The 20,476-nt window shown below is 71.0% G+C and carries 15 protein-coding genes, 1 tRNA gene and 1 pseudogene; 13 read left to right on the forward strand and 4 right to left on the reverse strand.

All coding sequences use genetic code 11. The features are described 5' to 3' along the window. Positions 1–94: 94 nt before the first annotated feature. The 4 genes from ACXJMZ_RS12850 (at position 95) to ACXJMZ_RS12865 (ending at position 6,404) form a co-directional block, all read left to right on the forward strand. Positions 95–1,789: a carboxyl transferase domain-containing protein gene (locus ACXJMZ_RS12850; protein ID WP_457030147.1), complete on the forward strand. Its 1,695-nt coding sequence runs from the start codon at positions 95–97 to the stop codon at positions 1,787–1,789. Between the two features lie 85 nt (positions 1,790–1,874). Beyond that, complete coding sequence (locus ACXJMZ_RS12855; protein ID WP_457030148.1) at positions 1,875–4,106, forward strand: acetyl/propionyl/methylcrotonyl-CoA carboxylase subunit alpha; 2,232 nt, start codon at positions 1,875–1,877, stop codon at positions 4,104–4,106. Further along, entirely contained in the window at positions 4,103–5,119 is a 1,017-nt protein-coding gene (locus tag ACXJMZ_RS12860) for a hydroxymethylglutaryl-CoA lyase (RefSeq protein WP_457030149.1), read from the forward strand. Before ACXJMZ_RS12855 ends, ACXJMZ_RS12860 begins: the two co-directional genes overlap by 4 nt. Before the next feature lie 94 nt (positions 5,120–5,213). After that, positions 5,214–6,404: an acyl-CoA dehydrogenase family protein gene (locus ACXJMZ_RS12865; RefSeq protein WP_457030150.1), complete on the forward strand. Its 1,191-nt coding sequence runs from the start codon at positions 5,214–5,216 to the stop codon at positions 6,402–6,404. Between the two features lie 93 nt (positions 6,405–6,497). On the opposite strand, the gene ACXJMZ_RS12870 is transcribed toward ACXJMZ_RS12865, so the two are convergent. Continuing rightward, entirely contained in the window at positions 6,498–7,139 is a 642-nt protein-coding gene (locus ACXJMZ_RS12870; RefSeq protein WP_457030151.1) for a bestrophin-like domain, read from the reverse strand. A gap of 140 nt (positions 7,140–7,279) precedes the next feature. After that, positions 7,280–7,720: pseudogene (locus tag ACXJMZ_RS12875) on the reverse strand (universal stress protein); the annotation flags it as partial. Between the two features lie 910 nt (positions 7,721–8,630). On the opposite strand from ACXJMZ_RS12875, the gene ACXJMZ_RS12880 reads away from it, so the two are divergent. Continuing rightward, entirely contained in the window at positions 8,631–9,551 is a 921-nt protein-coding gene (locus ACXJMZ_RS12880) for an HAD family hydrolase (protein WP_457030152.1), read from the forward strand. Here ACXJMZ_RS12880 and ACXJMZ_RS12885 read toward each other — a convergent pair. Then, the gene (locus ACXJMZ_RS12885) at positions 9,532–10,329 is read right to left on the reverse strand and encodes a GNAT family N-acetyltransferase (protein ID WP_457030153.1); all 798 of its coding nucleotides are present in this window, start codon (positions 10,327–10,329) and stop codon (positions 9,532–9,534) included. The two genes, ACXJMZ_RS12880 and ACXJMZ_RS12885, sit on opposite strands and share 20 nt — an antisense overlap. A 906-nt stretch (positions 10,330–11,235) precedes the next feature. Between ACXJMZ_RS12885 and ACXJMZ_RS12890 the strand changes: the two genes are divergently transcribed. The 4 genes from ACXJMZ_RS12890 to ACXJMZ_RS12905 all read left to right on the forward strand — a co-directional run bounded on the left by ACXJMZ_RS12890 (position 11,236) and on the right by ACXJMZ_RS12905 (position 14,112). Then, on the forward strand, positions 11,236–12,735 hold the full coding sequence (locus ACXJMZ_RS12890; protein ID WP_457030219.1) for a helix-turn-helix domain-containing protein: 1,500 nt from the start codon (positions 11,236–11,238) through the stop codon (positions 12,733–12,735). 4 nt (positions 12,736–12,739) lie between these two features. Continuing rightward, complete coding sequence (gene orn / locus ACXJMZ_RS12895; RefSeq protein WP_057237760.1) at positions 12,740–13,342, forward strand: oligoribonuclease; 603 nt, start codon at positions 12,740–12,742, stop codon at positions 13,340–13,342. A gap of 99 nt (positions 13,343–13,441) precedes the next feature. Next, positions 13,442–13,517: transfer RNA gene (locus tag ACXJMZ_RS12900), tRNA-His, on the forward strand. 148 nt (positions 13,518–13,665) lie between these two features. Beyond that, positions 13,666–14,112: a DUF4442 domain-containing protein gene (locus tag ACXJMZ_RS12905; protein WP_057237758.1), complete on the forward strand. Its 447-nt coding sequence runs from the start codon at positions 13,666–13,668 to the stop codon at positions 14,110–14,112. A gap of 116 nt (positions 14,113–14,228) precedes the next feature. On the opposite strand, the gene ACXJMZ_RS12910 is transcribed toward ACXJMZ_RS12905, so the two are convergent. Further along, complete coding sequence (locus tag ACXJMZ_RS12910) at positions 14,229–15,347, reverse strand: LacI family DNA-binding transcriptional regulator (protein WP_457030154.1); 1,119 nt, start codon at positions 15,345–15,347, stop codon at positions 14,229–14,231. A gap of 262 nt (positions 15,348–15,609) precedes the next feature. Here ACXJMZ_RS12910 and ACXJMZ_RS12915 point away from each other — a divergent pair, with 262 nt between their 5' ends. The 4 genes from ACXJMZ_RS12915 (at position 15,610) to ACXJMZ_RS12930 (ending at position 20,384) form a co-directional block, all read left to right on the forward strand. Continuing rightward, positions 15,610–16,932: an ABC transporter substrate-binding protein gene (locus ACXJMZ_RS12915; RefSeq protein ID WP_457030155.1), complete on the forward strand. Its 1,323-nt coding sequence runs from the start codon at positions 15,610–15,612 to the stop codon at positions 16,930–16,932. 113 nt (positions 16,933–17,045) lie between these two features. Beyond that, the gene (locus tag ACXJMZ_RS12920) at positions 17,046–17,984 is read left to right on the forward strand and encodes a carbohydrate ABC transporter permease (RefSeq protein WP_457030156.1); all 939 of its coding nucleotides are present in this window, start codon (positions 17,046–17,048) and stop codon (positions 17,982–17,984) included. A 3-nt stretch (positions 17,985–17,987) separates the two neighbouring features. Next, on the forward strand, positions 17,988–18,902 hold the full coding sequence (locus ACXJMZ_RS12925; protein ID WP_457030157.1) for a carbohydrate ABC transporter permease: 915 nt from the start codon (positions 17,988–17,990) through the stop codon (positions 18,900–18,902). A 42-nt stretch (positions 18,903–18,944) separates the two neighbouring features. Then, entirely contained in the window at positions 18,945–20,384 is a 1,440-nt protein-coding gene (locus ACXJMZ_RS12930; protein ID WP_457030158.1) for a GH1 family beta-glucosidase, read from the forward strand. Positions 20,385–20,476: the final 92 nt, after the last annotated feature.

The following is a 20,476-nucleotide window of genomic DNA, read 5'->3' on the forward strand; positions in this document are numbered from 1 at the left end:
GTTAACGCTCATTAACCTTGGGTGGATTCGGGTGTCGGGCTACCCGCTCGGCAGCCCGTCCCGTCCGCTCTCCGAGGGCAAGGGAGCTCTTGGGATGGCCATCTCCACTGTCGGTCCGTTCGCCGGTCCGGCTGCTGCTCCACCGTCGGCCGTACCGGTCGATCCGGCTGCGGCGCCCGCGCCCCGGCTGACCAGCGCGGCCGACCCCGGCTCGGAGGCGTACCGGGCGAACACCGCCGCCCACCGGGCCCTGGTCGCCGAACTCCGCGAGAAACTCGCCGCAGCAGCCCTCGGCGGCGGCGCCAAGTCCCGGGCCCGGCACACCGCGCGAGGCAAGCTGCTGCCGCGCGACCGGGTGGACACCCTGCTCGACCCCGGCTCCCCCTTCCTGGAGCTCAGCCCGCTCGCGGCGGACGGCCTCTACGACGGGGCGGCCCCGGCGGCGGGCGTGATCGCGGGCATCGGCCGGGTGGCCGGTCGCGAGGTGGTGGTGGTCGCCAACGACGCCACCGTCAAGGGCGGCACCTACTACCCGATGACGGTCAAGAAGCACCTCCGGGCCCAGGAAGTGGCGCTGGAGAACCAGCTGCCCTGCATCTACCTGGTCGACTCCGGCGGCGCCTTCCTGCCGATGCAGGACGAGGTCTTCCCGGACCGCGACCACTTCGGCCGGATCTTCTACAACCAGGCCCGGCTGTCCGCCGCCGGCATCCCGCAGATCGCGGCCGTGCTCGGCTCCTGCACGGCGGGCGGCGCGTACGTCCCGGCGATGAGCGACCAGGCGGTGATCGTCCGGAACCAGGGCACCATCTTCCTGGGCGGCCCGCCGCTGGTGAAGGCCGCGACCGGTGAGGTGGTCACCGCCGAGGAGCTGGGCGGCGGCGAACTGCACTCCCGCACCTCGGGCGTGACGGACCATCTGGCCGAGGACGATCCGCACGCCCTCGCCATCGTCCGCACCATCGTGGCCGGGCTCGGCGCCAGGACCGCCAAGCCGTGGCCGCTCACACCGGTCGAGCCCCCCGCGGTGGACCCGGCCGGCCTGTACGGCGCGGTGCCGGTGGACCCGCGGACGCCCTACGACGTCCGCGAGGTGATCGCCCGGCTGGTGGACGGCAGCCGGTTCGCCGAGTTCAAGGCCGAGTACGGCGCCACCCTGGTCACCGGCTTCGCCCGAATCCACGGTCACCCGGTCGGCATCGTGGCCAACAACGGCGTGCTGTTCGCCGAGTCGGCGATGAAGGGCGCGCACTTCATCGAACTGTGCGACCAGCGCGGCATCCCGCTCCTCTTCCTGCAGAACATCACCGGCTTCATGGTCGGGCGCCAGTACGAGGCGGGCGGCATCGCCAAGCACGGCGCCAAGATGGTCACCGCCGTGGCCTGCACCCGGGTGCCCAAGCTGACGGTGGTGATCGGCGGCTCGTACGGCGCCGGGAACTACTCGATGTGCGGCCGGGCGTACTCACCCCGCTTCCTGTGGATGTGGCCGGGCGCCAAGATCTCGGTGATGGGCGGCGAGCAGGCGGCCTCGGTGCTGGCCACCGTCCGCCGGGACCAGTTCGACGCCCAGGGCGAGGACTGGCCCGCGGAGGCCGAGGAGGAGTTCAAGCGGCCCGTCCGGGAGCAGTACGAGCGGCAGGGCAATGCCTACTACGCGACCGCGCGGCTCTGGGACGACGGTGTGATCGACCCGCTCGACACCCGTACCGCGGTCGGCCTCGCGCTGACCGCCTGCGCCAACGCCCCGTTGGCCCCGGCCCGGCCGTACGGGGTCTTCCGGATGTGACGCCCCGTCCGCCGGCCGCCGTCCGGCCCGCCTTGCTGTCCGCCCTGCTGTTCTCCTGATCTTCCGACTCGGAGGAACACCTCCCATGTTCGACACAGTTCTGGTCGCCAACCGAGGCGAGATCGCGGTCCGGGTGATCCGCACCCTCCGCCGTCTCGGCGTTCGCTCGGTCGCGGTGTTCAGCGACGCGGACGCCGACGCACCGCACACCCGGGCGGCCGACGTCGCCGTCCGGCTCGGCCCGCCGGGGCGCAGCGACAGCTCCGCTGCGGAGACCTACCTCCGTACCGACCTGCTGCTGGACGCCGCCCGCCGCAGCGGTGCGCAGGCCGTCCACCCGGGGTACGGCTTCCTGGCCGAGAACCCGGCCTTCGCCCGGGCCTGCGCCGAGGCCGGTCTGGTCTTCATCGGCCCGCCGCCGGCTGCGGTGGAGCTGATGGGCGACAAGATCAACGCGAAGCAGGCGGTCCGGACCGCCGGCGTACCGGTGGTTCCCGGCAGCCAGGGCGGCTCGCCGACCGACGCCGAACTCACCGCCGCCGCAGCCGAGATCGGCTACCCCGTGCTGCTCAAGCCCTCGGCCGGTGGCGGTGGCAAGGGCATGCGGCTGGTGCACGACCCGGCCGAGCTGGCCGGTGAGCTGGCGGCCGCCCGACGAGTCGCCCGGACGGCCTTCGGCGACGACACCCTGCTGCTGGAGCGCTGGGTGGACCGCCCTCGGCACATCGAGGTCCAGGTCCTGGCCGACACCCACGGCCGGACGGTGCACCTCGGCGAGCGCGAGTGCAGCCTGCAGCGCCGACACCAGAAGCTGATCGAAGAGGCGCCCTCCGTTCTGCTGAACCCGGAGACCCGGGCGGCGATGGGACTGGCGGCCGTCCGGGCAGCCCAGGCCTGCGGCTACACCGGCGCCGGGACGGTGGAGTTCATCGTGCCGGGCATCGACCCCGACGGGCCGGCCCCCGAGGGCGTCCTGGACTTCTTCTTCATGGAGATGAACACCCGGCTCCAGGTGGAGCACCCCGTCACCGAGCTCGCCGTGGCCGTGCGGGCCGACACCCCGGCCCCCGAGCGGCTCGACCTGGTCGAGTGGCAGCTGCGGGTCGCCGCCGGTGAGGAGTTGACGTTCGATCAGTCGGAGATCTCCTTCCTGGGCCACGCGGTCGAGGCCCGGGTCTGCGCCGAGGACCCCGAGCGTGACTTCCTGCCCACCGGCGGGCGGATCCTGCTGCTGGACGAGCCGACCGGCGACGGCATCCGGGTCGACTCCGGCATCCAGACGGGCACCGAGATCGGCAGTCTGTACGACCCGATGCTCGCGAAGGTGATCGCGTACGGGCCGGACCGCCCGACCGCGCTCCGCCGGCTGCGGGCCGCCCTGGCCGACACCCGGGTGCTCGGCGTCACCACCAACACCGGCTTCCTCCGCCGGCTGCTCGCCCACCCGGACGTGGTGGCCGGCCGACTCGACACCGGGTTGGTCGAGCGCACCGTGGAGCAGACGCCCGAGGTGCTGGCCTCCTCCCTGTTGCGTGACCCCGCCGATTCCGGCGAGACCGTTCCGGCCGAGAGCCTCTACTACGCGGCCGCGCTGGCCCGGCAGTTGGGCCTGGCACCGGCCACCGGCGCCGACGGCTGGACCGACCCGTTCGCCGTGGCGTCCGGCTGGCGGCTGGGCGGCACCGCCGCCTGGACCACCCACCGGCTGCGGCTGGCCGGGCACGACCCGGTCACCGTGCTGATCCGGCCCGCCGCGGTCGACGCCTCGTCAGGCGCCGGAGCAGCAGGTGTCGGGTCGTCAGGTCTCGCGTCGTCGGACGCCGGACCGGAGTTCGAAGTCCGGCTCGGCGAGGCGGGCGTGCTCCGGCTCGCCCGGGCTGCCCTGGCCCCGGGCCGACTGCACCTGACGGTCGATGGTCTGCGGTCGACGTTCGCCTACGCCACTGACAGCAGCCCAGGTGCCGCCAACGGCCTGGTCCAGTGGCTCGGGACGGACGGGGACGCCTGGGCGGTGCACCCGTACGACCCGATCGTCGACCGGGCGGGCGCGAGCGCCGCCCACCACGGCGGCCTGACCGCGCCGATGCCGGGCACGGTCACCGTGGTCAAGACCGCTCTCGGCGAGCTGGTCCGCCGTGGGCAACCCCTGCTGGTTCTGGAGGCGATGAAGATGGAGCACGTGATCACCGCGCCGCACGACGGCACCGTCAGCGAACTGCGGGCCGGCGCCGGGGCAACCGTGGCGATGGACGAACTGCTGGTCGTGGTGGAGCCCGTCGAGAACACGTCCGAGGAGCTGGAGGTGGCTGCGTCATGAGCGAGTCGACCCTCGCCGGCGAGCCCACGGGAACGTCGGCCACCCACGAACCCGACGCCCTCGAACTGGGGCTGCCCGCCCTGGTACCGGAACCCGGCCTGCCCGGTCGGGTCAGTATCCACGAAGTAGGGCCGCGTGACGGTCTGCAGAACGAGAGTTCACTCGTTCCGGTGACGGTGAAGGCCGAGTTCATCGCCCGGCTCGCCGCCGCCGGGCTGCGCACCGTGGAGGCCACCAGCTTCGTACACCCCAAGTGGGTCCCGCAGTTGGCGGACGCCGAGGAGCTGATGCCCCGGCTGGCCGGACTGCCCGAGCAGTACCCCGGGCTGCGGCTGCCGGTCCTGGTGCCGAACGAGCGTGGCCTCGACCGTGCGCTCGCCCACCACGCCACCGAGATCGCGGTGTTCGCCAGCGCGACCGAGACCTTCGCCCGCCGGAACCTCAACCGGACGGCGGGCGAGGCCCTGGAGATGTTCCGGCCGGTCGTGGAACGGGCCGGTGCGGCCGGGGTGCCGACCCGCGGCTACCTCTCGATGTGCTTCGGCGACCCGTGGGAGGGGCCCGTCCCGACCGCCCAGGTGGTCGACTTCGGAGTCCGGCTGCTGGAGCTCGGCTGCACCGAGCTGAGCCTCGGCGACACGATCGGGGTGGCCACCCCCGGCCAGGTCGGCGCGCTGCTCCAGAGCTTCGCCGAAGCCGGTGTCCCGATGAGCAGACTCGCCGTGCACTTCCACGACACCTACGGCCAGGCGCTCGCCAACACGCTGGCGGCACTGCGCGCCGGAGTCACCACGGTCGACGCTTCGGCGGGCGGCCTGGGCGGCTGCCCGTACGCCAAGAGCGCCACCGGCAACCTGGCCACCGAGGACCTGGTCTGGATGCTGCACGGCCTCGGCATCGAGACCGGCGTCGACCTGCGCGCGCTGGTCTCCGCCAGCGCCTGGATGGCCGGTCAGCTCGGCCGGCCCAGCCCGTCCCGGGCGGTCCAGGCCCTGGCCGGCCGCCCGGCCTGAGCCGTCCTCCACCACTCTCGACCGGGCTGTGGCCCGGCAGAACCCTCACCCCCCTTCTTCGGCTCCGCAGCCGCCTCGATCCAGGAGGATCACCATGCTCGATCACCGCTTGGACAGTGAGTACGAGGAACTTCGGCGCACCGTCGAACAGTTCGCCAACGACGTCGTCGCCCCGAAGATCGGTGACTACTACGAGCAGAACGAGTTCCCGTACGAGATCGTCCGCGAGATGGGGCAGATGGGCCTGTTCGGCCTGCCCTTCCCCGAGGAGTACGGCGGCATGGGCGGCGACTACTTCGCGCTCGGCCTGGCTCTGGAGGAGCTGGCCCGGGTCGACTCCTCGGTCGCGATCACGCTGGAGGCCGCGGTCTCGCTCGGCGCGATGCCGATCTACCGGTTCGGCACGGAGGAGCAGAAGCGCGAGTGGCTGCCCCGGCTGACCTCGGGCGAGCTGCTCGGCGCCTTCGGCCTGACCGAGCCGGAGGGCGGGTCGGACGCGGGCGCCACCCGGACCACCGCGCGGTACGACGAGGCCACCGACGAGTGGGTGATCAACGGCACCAAGTGCTTCATCACCAACTCCGGCACGGAGATGACCGGCCTGGTCACGGTGACGGCGCTGACCGAACCGATCGCTCGTTCGAGTGAAGACGGCTCGGACCCCTCGCCAAGCCGGGAGATCTCCTCCATCATCGTGCCCACTGGTACCACTGGTTTCACGGTCTCGAAGAAATACTCCAAGGTCGGATGGAACGCCTCCGACACCCGAGAACTGTCCTTCACCGACTGCCGAGTCCCCGCGGCCAACCTCCTCGGCACCCAAGGTCGCGGCTACGCCCAGTTCCTGCGCATCCTCGACGAGGGACGCATCGCCATCGCAGCCCTGGCCACCGGCCTGGCCCAGGGATGTGTCGACCAGTCAGTCAGCTACGCCGGCACCCGTCGCGCCTTCGGGCGGACGATCGGCGCCAACCAGGTCATCCAGTTCAAGCTCGCCGACATGGAGATGCGCGCACACACCTCCCGCCTGGCCTGGCGGGACGCCGCCTCCCGGCTGCTGCACGCCGAGCCCTTCAAGAAGGAGGCCGCGATCGCCAAGCTGTTCTCCTCCGAGGCCGCCGTCGACAACGCCCGTGAGGCCACCCAGATCCACGGCGGCTACGGCTTCATGAACGAGTACCCGGTCGCCCGCATGTGGCGCGACTGCAAGATCCTGGAAATCGGGGAGGGCACCTCCGAGGTCCAGCGGATGCTCATCGCACGCGAGTTGGGGGTCAACGTCTGAACTCGGCACGGACGGTAGCGATCAGGCTTCCGTCGCCGTAGGTCCTGGGGGTTCCGGGCGGTGCGCACCGCCCGGAGTCCTCCTGACACCACGTCAACTGCTGCTCATCCGGGCATCGATCTGGTCGTATCTGACCTGGGCCAGTTCGAATGCGGTCGCCTGCAGCCGCACCAACCCTGAATACGGACCGCTCAACTCCACCACCAGACTCACTCCGAACGCAACGCACGCCCCCAGAAAGCCCATCAGCACGAGGTTCCGCGCATTGGCGGTGAGTCCGATCACCGGTGGGGTCGCCACTACGAAGATCGCCCCGACGAACAGACCAGCCAGTACGACCTCCGGCACCGCTGCTCTGACGTCGGCCAGCCGGGTGTTCCGCCGGGCGTAGGCGTCGGTCAGATTCCGCATCACCTCGTTCTTGACCGCGATCTCCGTCGGCACAGTGACCCGTGCCCCGTCCACCGCCACCCGGACTTGATCGAGCGCCTGCCAGCCCACCGCACTGCCGCGCCCCTTCTGCATCTGCGCCCACTCGTCACTCACCACATCCCGGGTGTACTCCCGAACCCTCTGCCGTACCACCGCGCGGTCCGGATCCGGGAGCCCCTTCGCCACCCAGTACACCTCCGTGAGCGCCCGGCTCTCCGCATACGTCTGCTGACGGGCGGAGTTGAGCTGCTGCCAAGCCCCGGCCACGCTGAAGCCGGTGAAGAGCGCGAAGAACCCGAGCACCGTCGCCAGCGCCCTGACGCCTCATCAGTGATCAAGATGACTCGATCAGCCCACCCGGCACCAACGAGACCATCCCGGCACAACGACCGCATGGATACACACCATTGAGCATTGGGGCCGGACCACCACAGCGGGATCGCTCAGGGGATGACGATGACAGGCCGGTTCGCCCTGCGGGCCAGTCGGCCGGAGACCGAGCCGAAGAGCTTGCCCAGCAGTCCGTGCGTACTGCCGACCACGATCGCGTCGGCGGCGTACTCACGACCGACCTCCTCGATCTCGTGGCAGATGTCCCCGCCTCGCTCGACCAGGATCCACGGCACACCGGCCAGGTAGTCGGCACAGGCCAGCTCGAGGCCGAGAAGCTCGGTCCGATGGTCCGGCATGTCGACGAACACGGGCGGCTCGCAGCCGGCCCAGACCGTGGCGGGCAACCGGTTCGCCACGTGCACGATGACCAGCCCGCAGCGCGAACGGCGGGCCATGCCCACCGCGTAGGCGAGCGCCCGCTCGCTGGAGAGGGAGCCGTCGAAGCCGACCACCACGCCGTGCTGGAAAGCCGGGTCGCAGGCAGGTACGGGCTGCTCCTGCAGCGTGGGTTCACCGCTCCGCCCGGTGCGGGATCCGGCACCGCCCGAGCCCGCTCCGGCGCCGTCCGCGATTCTTCCGTCCGTCATGGCGTCCTCCACCGCACCCGCACCCCGTTGTCCGCCCCGTCGCTGACGCGGTCGTGGCCAGCCGCGGCGGACCACCTCCCGCGCAAGGACACCTTCCCGCACGAGGACCACCGAACGCCGGTGTCCGAGCAGGCCAGACAGACCGGACCGGCCGGGCGACAACTCATCCACCGTCCGTGCGCCGACCGCAGCGTCGGTGGCAGCGGACCGGGGAGGCTCAAGACCGACCATGGCTCAAAGCTCTTCGAGTGAGATGGGCCGACAGGAAGGGGCACGAATGCCCGGGCAACAGGCCCACCCCCGACACCGAGTCGGTCTCTGCCGAGCACCACCGAATGTGACCTGTTCCTCTCAGAGTACGACGGGCTCGGGGCCCCGCCCAGCTGCGGAGCCCTGAAACGGCGACGATCCCGCTAACGGAGGATGCGCGCGCCGTGGCTTTCGCGCCCCTCTGTTGAGGCTGCGCGCCGCCCGACGAGAAGGTTCCCTGGAGCTTCCCCGAGGAAGCTCCTGGGCGCAACAGTGCCGCCACACAACGTGACCCGACTGTCATCGTCCAGTACTCAACCCGACCGGCCGGTCTGTCTGTTGTTGTCCCCTATATACGCCCGCATATACGCCCACCAATACGCCGACGTCACAAGCCCGCCCGGCCGGGAGGCGGACCCGACCGATTCCCGCTCCCTCCCTCCGCGAACCATCCGGCTCCGGCCCAAACCCCGCAGGCCGGCAGACCACTCGCTTCTGGCCATTTCGGTCCGCTACGGAACGCAACCGGGCAAATGCCTGCTGCATACGCCGGCACACTGGCAGCATGCAGCGCATGCCGCTGCTGCTGTTCGATCTTGACAACACCCTGCTGCCCCGGGATGCCGCGTTCCGTTCCTGGGCGCAGGACTTCCTGGCTGAACACGGGCTTCCGGCCGGGGATCTGGGCTGGTTCACCACCATCGACGGCAGCGGGCACGTCCCGCGCAGCACGGTACTCGGGGCGGCCAAGCGCCGCTACGGGCTCGACCGGTCGATGGACTTCCTGCTCGCCCACTACCGGCGAGGCATCAACTCACATATTCACTGCCCCAGTTCACACATCCAGGCACTCAAAGCGGCCCGCTCGGCCGGCTGGTCCCTCGGCATCGTCAGCAACGGGGGCACTCGGCCCCAGTTGGAGAAGATCCGTCGGGTGGGGCTCGGCTCGCTGGTCGACGGCTGGGTGATCTCCGAGGAGGCCAGCTACCTCAAGCCCGACCCACGGATCTTCGAGATCGCCGCCCAACGCTGTGGAGTCCCGCCGACCGGTGACTGGGCCACTCATACCTGGATGGTCGGCGACCACGCCCCCGCCGACATCGCCGGCGCCGAACTGACCGGCCTGCGCAGCGTCTGGCTCCACCACGGCCGCCCCTGGGCCGAGCTCGGCTACCGGCCGACCCTGAGCGCAGCCGGCATCCCCGAGGCCGTCGGCCTGATCCTCTCCGCCCGCTCCGCCCCGGGTCCCCGTCGCACGGCCACAGCCGCCTCCCCGAACGCAGCCGTCTCCGCCACCAAGCAGACGCACCGCCCGAGCACAACACTCGCGCGGTCACCGTCACAGAACCAAGTCCAGACCCAGGCCCACGGCCAGGGCCAGGGCCAGCAGCTCGCGCCCGCTGCCCTCCGCTCCATCATGACCAGGTTCGCCCCCGCCCCCACCCCTCCCGGTCCGGCAACCGCCGCTACCGCCACCAGCGCGTGAGGCCCCGTTCAACGAACCCCAACCGCCGGTAGAGCGGTTCGCCGAGCAGGGTGGCCACCAGAGTGGTCACCCTGCCGGGTTGTGCCAGCAGAGCGGCCGAGAGCACCGCCCGGCCCAGCCCCTTCGAGCGGTACTCGGGCAGCACTGCCACCCAGTAGACGCCCACGGTCTCCCCGTTGTCGTACGTCATGCACGCGGCGGCCGGTTCGCCGTCCACCCGTCCCAGCCAGCCCCGGCAACCAGGCTCCGCCAGCAGCCCGGGCGGGAGATGTACGCCCCGCTCCCACGGCTGCCTGGGCTCGATCGGGAAGCCGTCCACCATCACTCGCTCCATGGCGGCCAGTTCATCGGCTCCGCGCACCTCCGCGACCGAGACTCCCGCTGCCCAGGCTGCCGCCGACGTCCCCGCCAGCCTCGCCGACGGCGGCAGCTCCGCAATCGGCGGTGCGTCGGGTTCGCGGACCATCACCGCCATCTCGAGCGTGGGCTCCCGCCCCTGGCCGGCCAGGTCGATCCCGCCGTACGGGTCCTCCAGAACGAAATGGTCGGAGCTCCACTCCTTGAACAGCTCGGCCAGTTCGGCCAGCAACGGTTCGATCCCGTCCGGCCCGTACGGGCGGGTGACCACCACCCGGTGGGCGTCGGCGGCGTCCCGCGCGCACCGGACCGCCGTGAACCCGGGGCGGCCGACGGACTCCCAGCCGTGCACCCTGGCCTGGGCCAGCCAGAAGGCCGCTGCGTTGTCATTGGCCGCTTCGAGCCGCCCCCGATTCGTCATGGCTCGACCCTAACCAGCGGTGGCACGTCCGTCCGATCCAGCCCCACCCTCCCCCTCCCCACCCCGCTGCCCCGCGGCCAGGAGGCGCACGCAGGCGCACGCGTCTACCGCGAGCGCCCCCGCTGCGGACCGGCTGTTTTCGGTCAATCTCAGTGTCTGTCCGCCCTGTTCGGCAAAGTCGCAGCCCAGGGCAGCCGGCGCGGCGCATTCTCCCGTGCGGCCGACCGGTAGGTCGTGCGGCAACAAGCCATCGATCCTCCGGCCCCCTTCACAGGGGGGTCGACGGCTGCCACGCTTCGTGATCGAATGCATCACGCCAAATTGCCATGTCGACATAGCGTCGGATGGTGAACTTGTCACAACGGCAACGGTCCAACCAGTAGATTCGATCTTGGCGAGTAGGGCGATCTGCGGGGCGATTCGGCCATCACGGCGAGCAGTTCGGCACCACGGCACCACCACACACACCACCGAGGGGGCTGGAGCGCCTTGAGCAGGGTGAGCAGGGGCGACACGGGTCCTGACGGCGGCCAGTCGTCGGCCGGCTTCACGAACCGCGCTTCGAGAGACAACGCGCCCCACCAGTCACATCAGCACCAGATCAACCCCTCCGCCCCACCCCTCGGATACCAGCCCGGAAGCCCGGTCGGGCACCAGGGCGGACCCCAGGGCGGGCACCAGGCCGGACATTCGGCCGGATTCCAGGCTGGGCATCAGGCAGGACATTCGGCTGGCCAACAGCAGTCCGCCAACTCCGCGCCTCGGCGCGGGATCTCTTCCAGCGTCAATCTGGCGGCGAGTCAGAACGGCGCCGTTGCAGCACAGCTGACCCCGGGCCAGTTCGCCTCCGGCTCGGCCACGGCCACTCTCTCCACCCCGTCCGCCTCCGCAGCGTCGAACTCCGCCCTGCTCGGCCATGCCACCACCCCGCGCAAGCTGTCCGGCCGCCGCCGTCGCGAGACGGTGGCCGTGCTGATCTTCGGTGGCGCCCCGATCTTCGAGAGCTCGATCCCGCTCTCGGTCTTCGGCGTCGACCGTCAGGACGCCGGAGTTCCGCGCTATCGCCTGCTGGTCTGCGCCGGTGAGGACGGCCCGCTGGCGACCACCGGCGGCCTGACGCTCACCGCGCCGTACGGGCTGGAGACGCTCGCCCGGGCCGGCACCATCGTGGTCCCGGCCTGGCGGTCGATCTCGCAGCCCCCTCCCCCGGAGGCGATCGCCGCGCTGCGCAAGGCGCACCACGAGGGGGCCCGGATCATCGGCCTCTGCACGGGCGCGTTCGTGCTCGCGGCGGCGGGCCTGCTGGACGGCCGTCCGGCCACCACCCACTGGATGTACGCGCCCACCCTGGCCAAGCGGTACCCCAAGGTGCACGTCGATCCGCGCGAGCTGTTCGTCGACGACGGCGACGTCCTCACCTCGGCCGGCACCGCCGCCGGTATCGACCTCTGCCTGCACGTGGTCCGCAGCGACCACGGCGCCGAGGCCGCCAACGCGCTGGCCCGCCGGCTCGTGGTGCCGAGTCGGCGCAGCGGCGGCGGTCAGGCCCAGTACATCGACCAGTCTTTACCGGAGGAGATCGGCAACGACCCGCTCGCCGAGGTCGTGACCTGGGCCCTGGAGAACCTCAACCAGCAGTTCGACGTCGAGGTCCTGGCAGCCCGCGCCTACATGAGCCGCCGTACCTTCGACCGGCGGTTCCGCACCCTCACGGGCAGCGCCCCGCTGCAGTGGCTGATCACCCAACGGGTGCTCCAGGCACAGCGGTTGCTGGAGGCGTCCGAGCTCTCCGTGGACGACGTCGCGCGCCGCTGCGGCTTCCGCTCGCCGGTCGCACTCCGCGGTCACTTCCGCCGCCAGCTCGGGGTCTCCCCCGCCGCGTACCGGACGGGCTACCGCGCGCGGCGGCCGGCTCCCCAGCCGACCGCCGGTCCGCCGCTGCCCACCGGGCCGAATCCGACCGTGCCTGCTCAGGCCCACCCGGCCGACCGGTCCGCCGGTGTCCCCGGCGGGGCGGCACACCTGACGGCGGGTCCGATCCGTCCGGTGGTACCCACCCAGTCCGGCGGCGCTCCCCGCCCGGCCGCCTCTCGTGGCGCCCACCCCGGACATCCCGCCCACCCTCAAGCCAACCCCAACTCCAACACCAACTCCAACGAACGCGCTGTGGAGCACGCGCACGCCCCCGCGACCGAAGAGGGCTACGGCCAGCCGACGGCCCGTGATCTGGGCCAGGGTCACCGGCCGGACGGGGCACCGGCGTCCGCGCCCCGCCCGGGCCACGGCGGTCCTGCGGCCGGTTCCGGCAAGCCTGCGAGCACCGCCGCGAATGAAGCCACAGACGAAGCCACGGAGGGGCGGACGGGCCGACAGCTGTCCGGCTCCCGTGATCGCGCCGTAGGGTGAGCGTGTGAACGACCGCCTGGTATGGATCGACTGTGAAATGACGGGGCTCGACCTCGGCCGGGATGCCCTGGTCGAGGTCGCCGCTCTGGTGACCGACTCCGAGCTGAACATCCTCGGCGAAGGCGTGGATGTCATCATCCGCCCACCCGCCGAGTCCCTGGAGACCATGCCGGACGTGGTGCGCCAGATGCACACCTCCTCCGGCCTGCTCGACGAGCTGGCGAACGGCGTCACGCTCGCCGAGGCAGAGGCCAGGGTGCTCGCCTACATCCGGGAGCACGCCGCCGAGGCCGGCAAGACCCCGCTCTGCGGCAACTCGGTGGCCACCGACCGCGGCTTCCTCTCCCGGGACATGCCCGCGCTCGAAAGCCACCTGCACTACCGGATCGTGGACGTCTCCTCGATCAAGGAGCTGGCCCGCCGCTGGTTCCCGCGCGCCTACTACAACAGCCCGCAGAAGGGCGGCAGCCACCGCGCCCTCGCGGACATCCGGGAGAGCATCGCCGAACTCCGTTACTACCGCGAGGCGGTGTTCGTCGCCCAGCCGGGCCCGGACACCGACGCCGCTCGCACCATCGCGGCCAAGTACCAGCTGCCGACCAGCTGACCGGACAGCCACTTCCGCCGGTCACCGAAACCCTGGCGCGAGCACCCGTTCCGATCCTGTAGAGTTCTTCCTGTCGGAGCGGGAACGCACCGACAGATGGTGGGTATAGCTCAGCTGGTAGAGCACCTGGTTGTGGTCCAGGGGGCCGCGGGTTCAAGTCCCGTTACTCACCCCAACAGCCTTGAGGGTCCGATCTCCTGGAGATCGGGCCCTCAAGGCTTTTCGCGTTCTCCGCACTGCCGCCACCGCACTGCCCGCCACCGTAGGGGCCGTGCCGAACATGGCACTACCCTCAGAAGCTACCCACTAGTAACATCTCTGCCATGACCACACCTTCGATCGGCCAGCTGCTCGACTCCACGGTGCCGATGGCGCACACCCTCAAGCTCGAGTACCTGGAGACCAGTCCCGAGCGCGCGGTGCTCCAGCTGCCGGACCAGCCTGCGTACCACAACCACGTCGGCGGCCCGCACGCCGGCGCGATGTTCACCCTGGCCGAGTCCGCCAGCGGCTGCATAGTGCTCGCCGCGTTCGGCGACCAGCTGCACCGGGCCGTGCCGCTCGCCGTGAAGGCGGAGATCGCGTACAAGAAGCTGGCGAAGGGCGTGGTCACCGCTACCGCCACCCTGGACCGTCCGGCCGCCGACGTGGTCGCCGAGCTGGACAAGGGCGAGCGCCCGGAGTTCACCGTCACGGTGGACATCACCCGCGCCGACGGCGACGTCACCGGCGTGATGACCATCACCTGGACCCTGCGCCCCAACTCCTGACCCACGGTCACCCGGCGGGGTCCGGCCACCCCGGCCCCCGCCGACAGACCAGCCCAGACCAGACCGCCCCGGCCCGAAACCCAGGGGCCTGCCGACGATCCCCGTCGGATCGGACCCTAGGCCGACTCCCGCACCACCAGCTCGGTGGCCAGCACCACCTGCCGTCGCGCCCGCCCCTGCTCGGCGATCTCCTCCAGGAGCAGCCGGGCCATCGTCCGCCCCATCTCCTCGATCGGCTGTCGCACGCTGGTCAGCGCCGGGTCGGTGTGCCGGGCCACGATCGAGTCGTCGAAGCCGATCACCGCCACGTCGTCCGGCACCCGCCGCCCGGCGGCCCGGAGCACCTGCAGCGCGCCCGCCGCCATCACGTCCGAGGCGCAGAACACCGCGTCCAGCCCGGGCCGGCGCTCCAGCAGCTCACGCATCGCCAGCCGCCCGCCCTCCTCGGTGAAGTCACCCGGCCCCACCAGCTCCTCCTGGTACGGACGTCCGGCCTCCTCCAAGGCCTGCCGGTACCCGGACAGCCGGGCCCTGGCCCCTTCCATGTCGAGCGGCCCGGTGATGGTCGCGACCTCCTCGCAGCCGCGCCGCAGCAGGTGCCGGACGGCCATCCGGGCCCCGCCCGCGTTGTCCGCGTGGACGTAGCTCAGCGGCTCCAGGTCCCCCCGCCGTCCCGCCAGCACCGAGGGGATCTCCAGGCTCTCCAGCAGGCTCGGCAGCGGGTCGTCCTGATGCACCGACACCAGCAGTACGCCGTCCACCCGTTGGGCCGTCAGATAGGCCGAAAGTCGCTCCCGCTCACGCTGGTTGCGGACCAGGATCAGCAGCAGCTGCATGTCGGTCTCGGCGAGTTCGGCGGAGACGCCGCTGATGATGTCGGAGAAGTACGGCTCGGAGAAGAGCCGGGTCTCCGCCTCGGGGACGACCAGGGCGATCGAGTCGGTCCGTGAGGTGACCAGGGTGCGGGCGGCCCGGTTCGGGACGTAGCCGAGTTCGGCGATCGCGGCCTTCACCGCCTCCCGCGCCTTCTCGCTCACCCGGGGCGAGCCGTTCACCACCCGGGAGACCGTCCCGCGCCCGACGCCCGCCAGCGCGGCCACCTCCTCCAGCGTCGGCCGCGCCGGACCTGCGGCGGTCCGGGTCGAGACGCGACCGGAACCACCCGGCTCTCCCTGCGAGCTCTGCGGCCTCTGCGGCCTGTTCGGCCCCGTCGGCCGCTGTGCGGACTGGCTCATCGCTCACCTCGTGGGACGCGTCGTCGTGGTCGTCGTGCTCATTGTGGCCGGTTCGGGCACGGGCCGACCGACCGGCGTCCGTACGTCCGTCGGAGAGCCCCTCAGGACACACTCCGGCAACGGTTCCGACTTCTGCTCTTGACACTCACCCCCGCGACCGAGCAACCTTCCGGCATGCCTTCCGTGGGAGCGCTCCCACACTCTACTGGCCAATCACCGCGCACACAGCACCCCTGCCCCACCCTGGATCAAGGAGATCGCCATGCGCCGCAGCACCACCCGCCCCCGCAGAGCAGCCGCCCTCGCCACCGCCACGGTGGCCGCCACCGCCCTGCTGCTCACCAGTTGCTCCAGCTCCAGCTCCAGCGACGCGAAGGGCGGGGACGCCAACGAGAAGATCACCCTCACCGTCGGCGACTTCGGCACCTTCGGTTACCAGGAGGCCGGGCTCTACACCGACTACATGGCGGCCCACCCGAACATCACCATCAAGGCCGAGACCGCACAGGACGGCCAGAAGTACTGGGACGCCCTGACCACCCACCTGGCGGCGGGCAGCGGCCTGACCGACATCCAGGCCGTCGAGGTCGGCTACATCGCCCAGGCCACCGGCAAGTTGGGCGACAAGTTCGTCGACCTCGGCAAGACCGAGGGGATCTCCGCAGGCTCCTGGCTGCCCTGGAAGTCCGAGCAGGCCACCACCGCCAAGGGCGAACTGATCGGCCTCGGCACCGACATCGGCCCGATGGCCGTCTGCTACCGCAAGGACCTGTTCGAGCAGGCCGGGCTGCCGAGCGACCGGGAGGCGGTCGGCGCGCTCTGGGCCGGCGACTGGAACAAGTTCGTCGAGAAGGGCAAGGACTTCCAGGCCAAGGCTCCGGCCGGGACCTTCTTCACCGACTCGGCGAGCGGCCTGTTCAACGCCGTGATCTCCAGCGACACCCAGCAGTACTCCGACGCCTCGGGCAAGCTGAACGTCAAGGACAGCCCGACGGTCAAGAAGGCCTGGGACATCTCGGTCGCCGCCTCGCAGGCGAAGATCAGCGCCGGTCTGCGGCAGTTCCAGAAGCCGTGGGAGGCGGCCTTCGCCAACGCGAAGTTCGCCACCGTGGTCTGCCCGTCCTGGATGACCGGCATCGTCAGCAAGCAGTCCGGCGAGGCCGGCAAGGGCAAGTGGGACATCGCCAAGGCCCCCGTCGCCGCGAACTGGGGCGGCGCCTTCCTGACCGTCCCGAAGGCCGGCAAGCACACCAAGGCGGCCGCCGCGCTGGCCGCCTGGCTGACCGCGCCGGAGCAGCAGTCCAAGGTCTTCACCAAGGTCGGCAACCTGCCCTCGACCTCCGCCGGTCTCCAGCTGCCCGCCGTGCAGTCGGCCAAGCTGGACTACTTCGGCGACACCCCGACCGGCCAGATCTACGCGGCCGCCGCCGCGTCCATCAAGCCCGCCAAGATCGGCCCGGACGACGGCACCGCCAAGACCATCATCACCGACAACGGCATCCTCGACATCGAGGAGCACGGCACCGACCCGGCCAAGGCCTGGCAGAACGTGCTCAAGGGCATCGCGGACAAGATCAACGGCTAAGACCGTAAGGGCGGCTGCCGCCGCCGTACCCACCCCAGAACCGCCGCCCGGCCGAAGCCTGACGATCCGTCGGCCGGGCGGCACCATCAGCAGCCCTCCCGGGAGGACACCCCGTGGCCACCCCAGCCCAGCCCACCAGTTGGCGTTCGCGCCTCTACCGCTTCGACCTGAAGGCCGCGCCCTACGCCTACATCGCCCCGTTCTTCCTCTGCTTCGCCGCCTTCGGGCTGATCCCGCTGGTCTGGACCGGCTGGCTGTCCCTGCACCAGGTCGACCTGCTCACGCCAGACGTCATGGAGTGGCGCGGGCTCGGCAACTACACCCGCCTCTGGGACAGCGAGCAGTTCTGGACCGCGCTCCGGAACACCTTCACCATCGGGGTGCTCTCCACCGTCCCGCAGCTGCTGATGGCCCTCGGCCTGGCCCACCTGCTCAACTACCGTCTGCGCGCCCGGGGTTTCTTCCGGGTGGCGGTGCTCGCCCCGTACGCGACCTCGATCGCCGCGGCCACCCTGGTGTTCGTCCAGCTCTACAACCCGGACTACGGGATGATCAACTGGGTGCTCTCCGCGGTCGGCGTCGAGCGCACCGACTGGTTCGCCGACAGCTGGCCCTCCCAGATCGCCATCTCCTCCATCGTGACCTGGCGTTGGACGGGCTACAACGCGCTGATCTACCTGGCCGCGATGCAGGCCGTGCCGAAGGACCTGTACGAGGCGGCCAGCCTGGACGGCGCCTCGCGCTGGCAGCAGTTCACCCGGATCACCATCCCCTCGATCCGGCCGACCATCCTGTTCACCATCATCGTCTCCACCATCGGCGCCACCCAGCTGTTCGGCGAGCCGATGCTGTTCGGCGGCGGGGTCGGGGTGAGCGGCGGCTCCGCGCACCAGTTCCAGACCCTGAGCCTCTACCTGTACGAACTCGGCTGGCCCAGCCGCCAGTTGGGCCGCGCCTCGGCGGTGGCCTGGACGATGCTGCTGATCCTGCTGCTGATCGGCGCGATCAACCTGCTGATCGCCCGTCGCAACCGCGTCAAGCTGGAAGGCTGAGCGATGAGCACCCTGACCACGCCCCGCCCGGCCGAGGCCCGGAGCACCCCGGGGCCCAAAGTCGCCCGGCGGCGGTTCCGGGCCGGAGCCGGTGACCACGACAAGGCCGGCCCGATCACCTACCTGCTGCTCGGCCTGGCCGCCGTGCTCTCGCTCTTCCCGCTCTACTGGACCTTCGTGGCGGCCAGTCACACCGGGGAACGGGTGGCCCAGTCACCGCCGCCACTGGTGCCGGGCGGGCACCTGTGGACCAACATCTCCACCGTCTGGGACCAGACCGCGATGGGCCAGGCCCTGTTCAACTCGACCGTCGTGGCCGGGCTGGTGGCGATCTCCACCGTCATGTTCTCGACGCTGGCCGGCTTCGCCTTCGCCAAACTCCCCTTCCGGGGACGGAACATCCTGCTCACCCTGGTGGTGGCGACCATGACCATCCCGCCGCAGCTGAGCGTCATCCCGCTGTACCAGATCATCACCGACCTGGAGTGGGGCAACCAGCTCCAGTCGGTGATCCTGCCCTCGCTGGTGGCCGCCTTCGGGGTGTTCTTCATGCGGCAGTACCTGGCCGAGGCCCTGCCGGTGGAGCTGATCGAGGCCGCCCGGGTGGACGGCGCGCACAGTCTGCGGATCGTCTGGCACGTGGTCTTCCCGATCGCCCGCCCCGCCATGGCCGTCCTGGGCATGCTGGTCTTCGTGCAGTCCTGGAACGACTTCTTCTGGCCCTTCGTGGTGCTCACCCAGCAGAACCCGACCGTGCAGGTCGCGCTCTCCGCGATCGGCGGCGGCAGCGCGTACGACATCAACCAGGCGGTCATCATGACCGGCGCACTGGTCGGCACCCTGCCGCTGCTGCTGATCTTCGCCGTGCTCGGCAAGCACATCGTCGGCGGTATCACCGCCGGTGCCGTCAAGAGCTGATCCGACGTCAGCGTCCACACTCATCATGGGAGCGCTCCCGCAATGACCGTGACCGAACCGAGCACCATCCGCACCGGCCCGGCCTTCCCGCCCGGCTTCGCCTGGGGCGCGGCCACCGCCGCCTACCAGATCGAGGGTGCCGTCGCCGAGAACGGACGCACCCCGTCGATCTGGGACACCTTCAGCCACACCTCCGGCAAGGTGGCCGGCGGCGACACCGGGGATATCGCCGTCGACCACTTCCACCGGTTCCGCGAGGACGTCCGTCTGATGGCCGAGCTCGGTCTGACCTCGTACCGGTTCTCGCTCTCCTGGCCGCGGATCCAGCCGACCGGGCGCGGCCCGGCCGTCGAGCGCGGTCTTGACTTCTACCGGGCGCTGACCGACGAGCTGCTGGCCCACGGCATCACCCCGGTCGCCACCCTGTACCACTGGGACCTGCCCCAGCACCTGGAGGAGGTCGGCGGCTGGCCGGCCCGGGACACCGCGTACCGGTTCGCCGACTACGCCGCGCTGGCCGCCGAGGCGCTCGGCGACCGGGTCTCCACCTGGACCACCCTCAACGAGCCCTGGTGCAGCGCCTTCCTCGGCTACGGCTCCGGCGTGCACGCCCCCGGGCGCAGCAACCAGGCCGACGCGCTCCGGGCCGCACACCACCTCAACCTGGGCCACGGCCTGGCGATCGGCGCCCTGCGCTCGGCGCTGCCGCGGACCGCCCAGCTGGCCGTCTCGCTCAACCTGCACCAGATCCGGCCACTCACCCAGGACCCGGACGACCTGTCCGCCGCCCGCCGGATCGACGCCGTCGGCAACCGGATCTTCACCGGCCCGATGCTGAACGGCGGTTACCCCGCCGACCTGCTCGCCGACACCGCCCACCTGGTCGACTGGGACGAGCTGGTCCAGGACGGCGACCAGGCCGAGATCGGCCGGCCGATCGACCTGCTGGGCATCAACTACTACACCCCGACCGTGGTTTCGAGCGCCGAGAACGCCAAGGACATCCCCCGTCACGACGGCCACGGCGGCGGCGACCAGTCGCCCTGGCCGGGTGCCGAGGACGTCGCGTTCCACCTCGCCCCCGGCGAACGCACCGCCATGGACTGGCCGATCGACCCGACCGGCCTGACCGACCTGCTGCTCGACGTGCACCGGGCACACCCGGGCCTGCCCATGCTGGTCACCGAGAACGGCGCCGCCTTCGAGGACACCGTCGGCCCCGACGGTCTGGTGGACGACCAGGACCGGATCGCCTACCTGCACGGCCACCTGGCCGCGGTGGCCGACGCCGTGGCCGCCGGAGCCGATGTCCGGGGCTACTACCTCTGGTCGCTGCTGGACAACTTCGAGTGGGCGTACGGCTATGCCAAGCGCTTCGGTGCGGTGCACGTCGACTACGCCACGCTGGCCCGTACGCCCAAGGCCAGCGCCCGCTGGTACGCCGAGGTGATCCGTACCGGAACCCTGCCGGAGCGGGGGTGACGGCGGCCGCGTGACCTGACCACCCGACCGGTCGTTCTCTCTTGTCGTGCGAGCAAATCACGCGGCCCGACCGCGAGTCGAAGGCCCGAGCG

This window comes from Kitasatospora sp. P5_F3, from assembly GCF_054049135.1.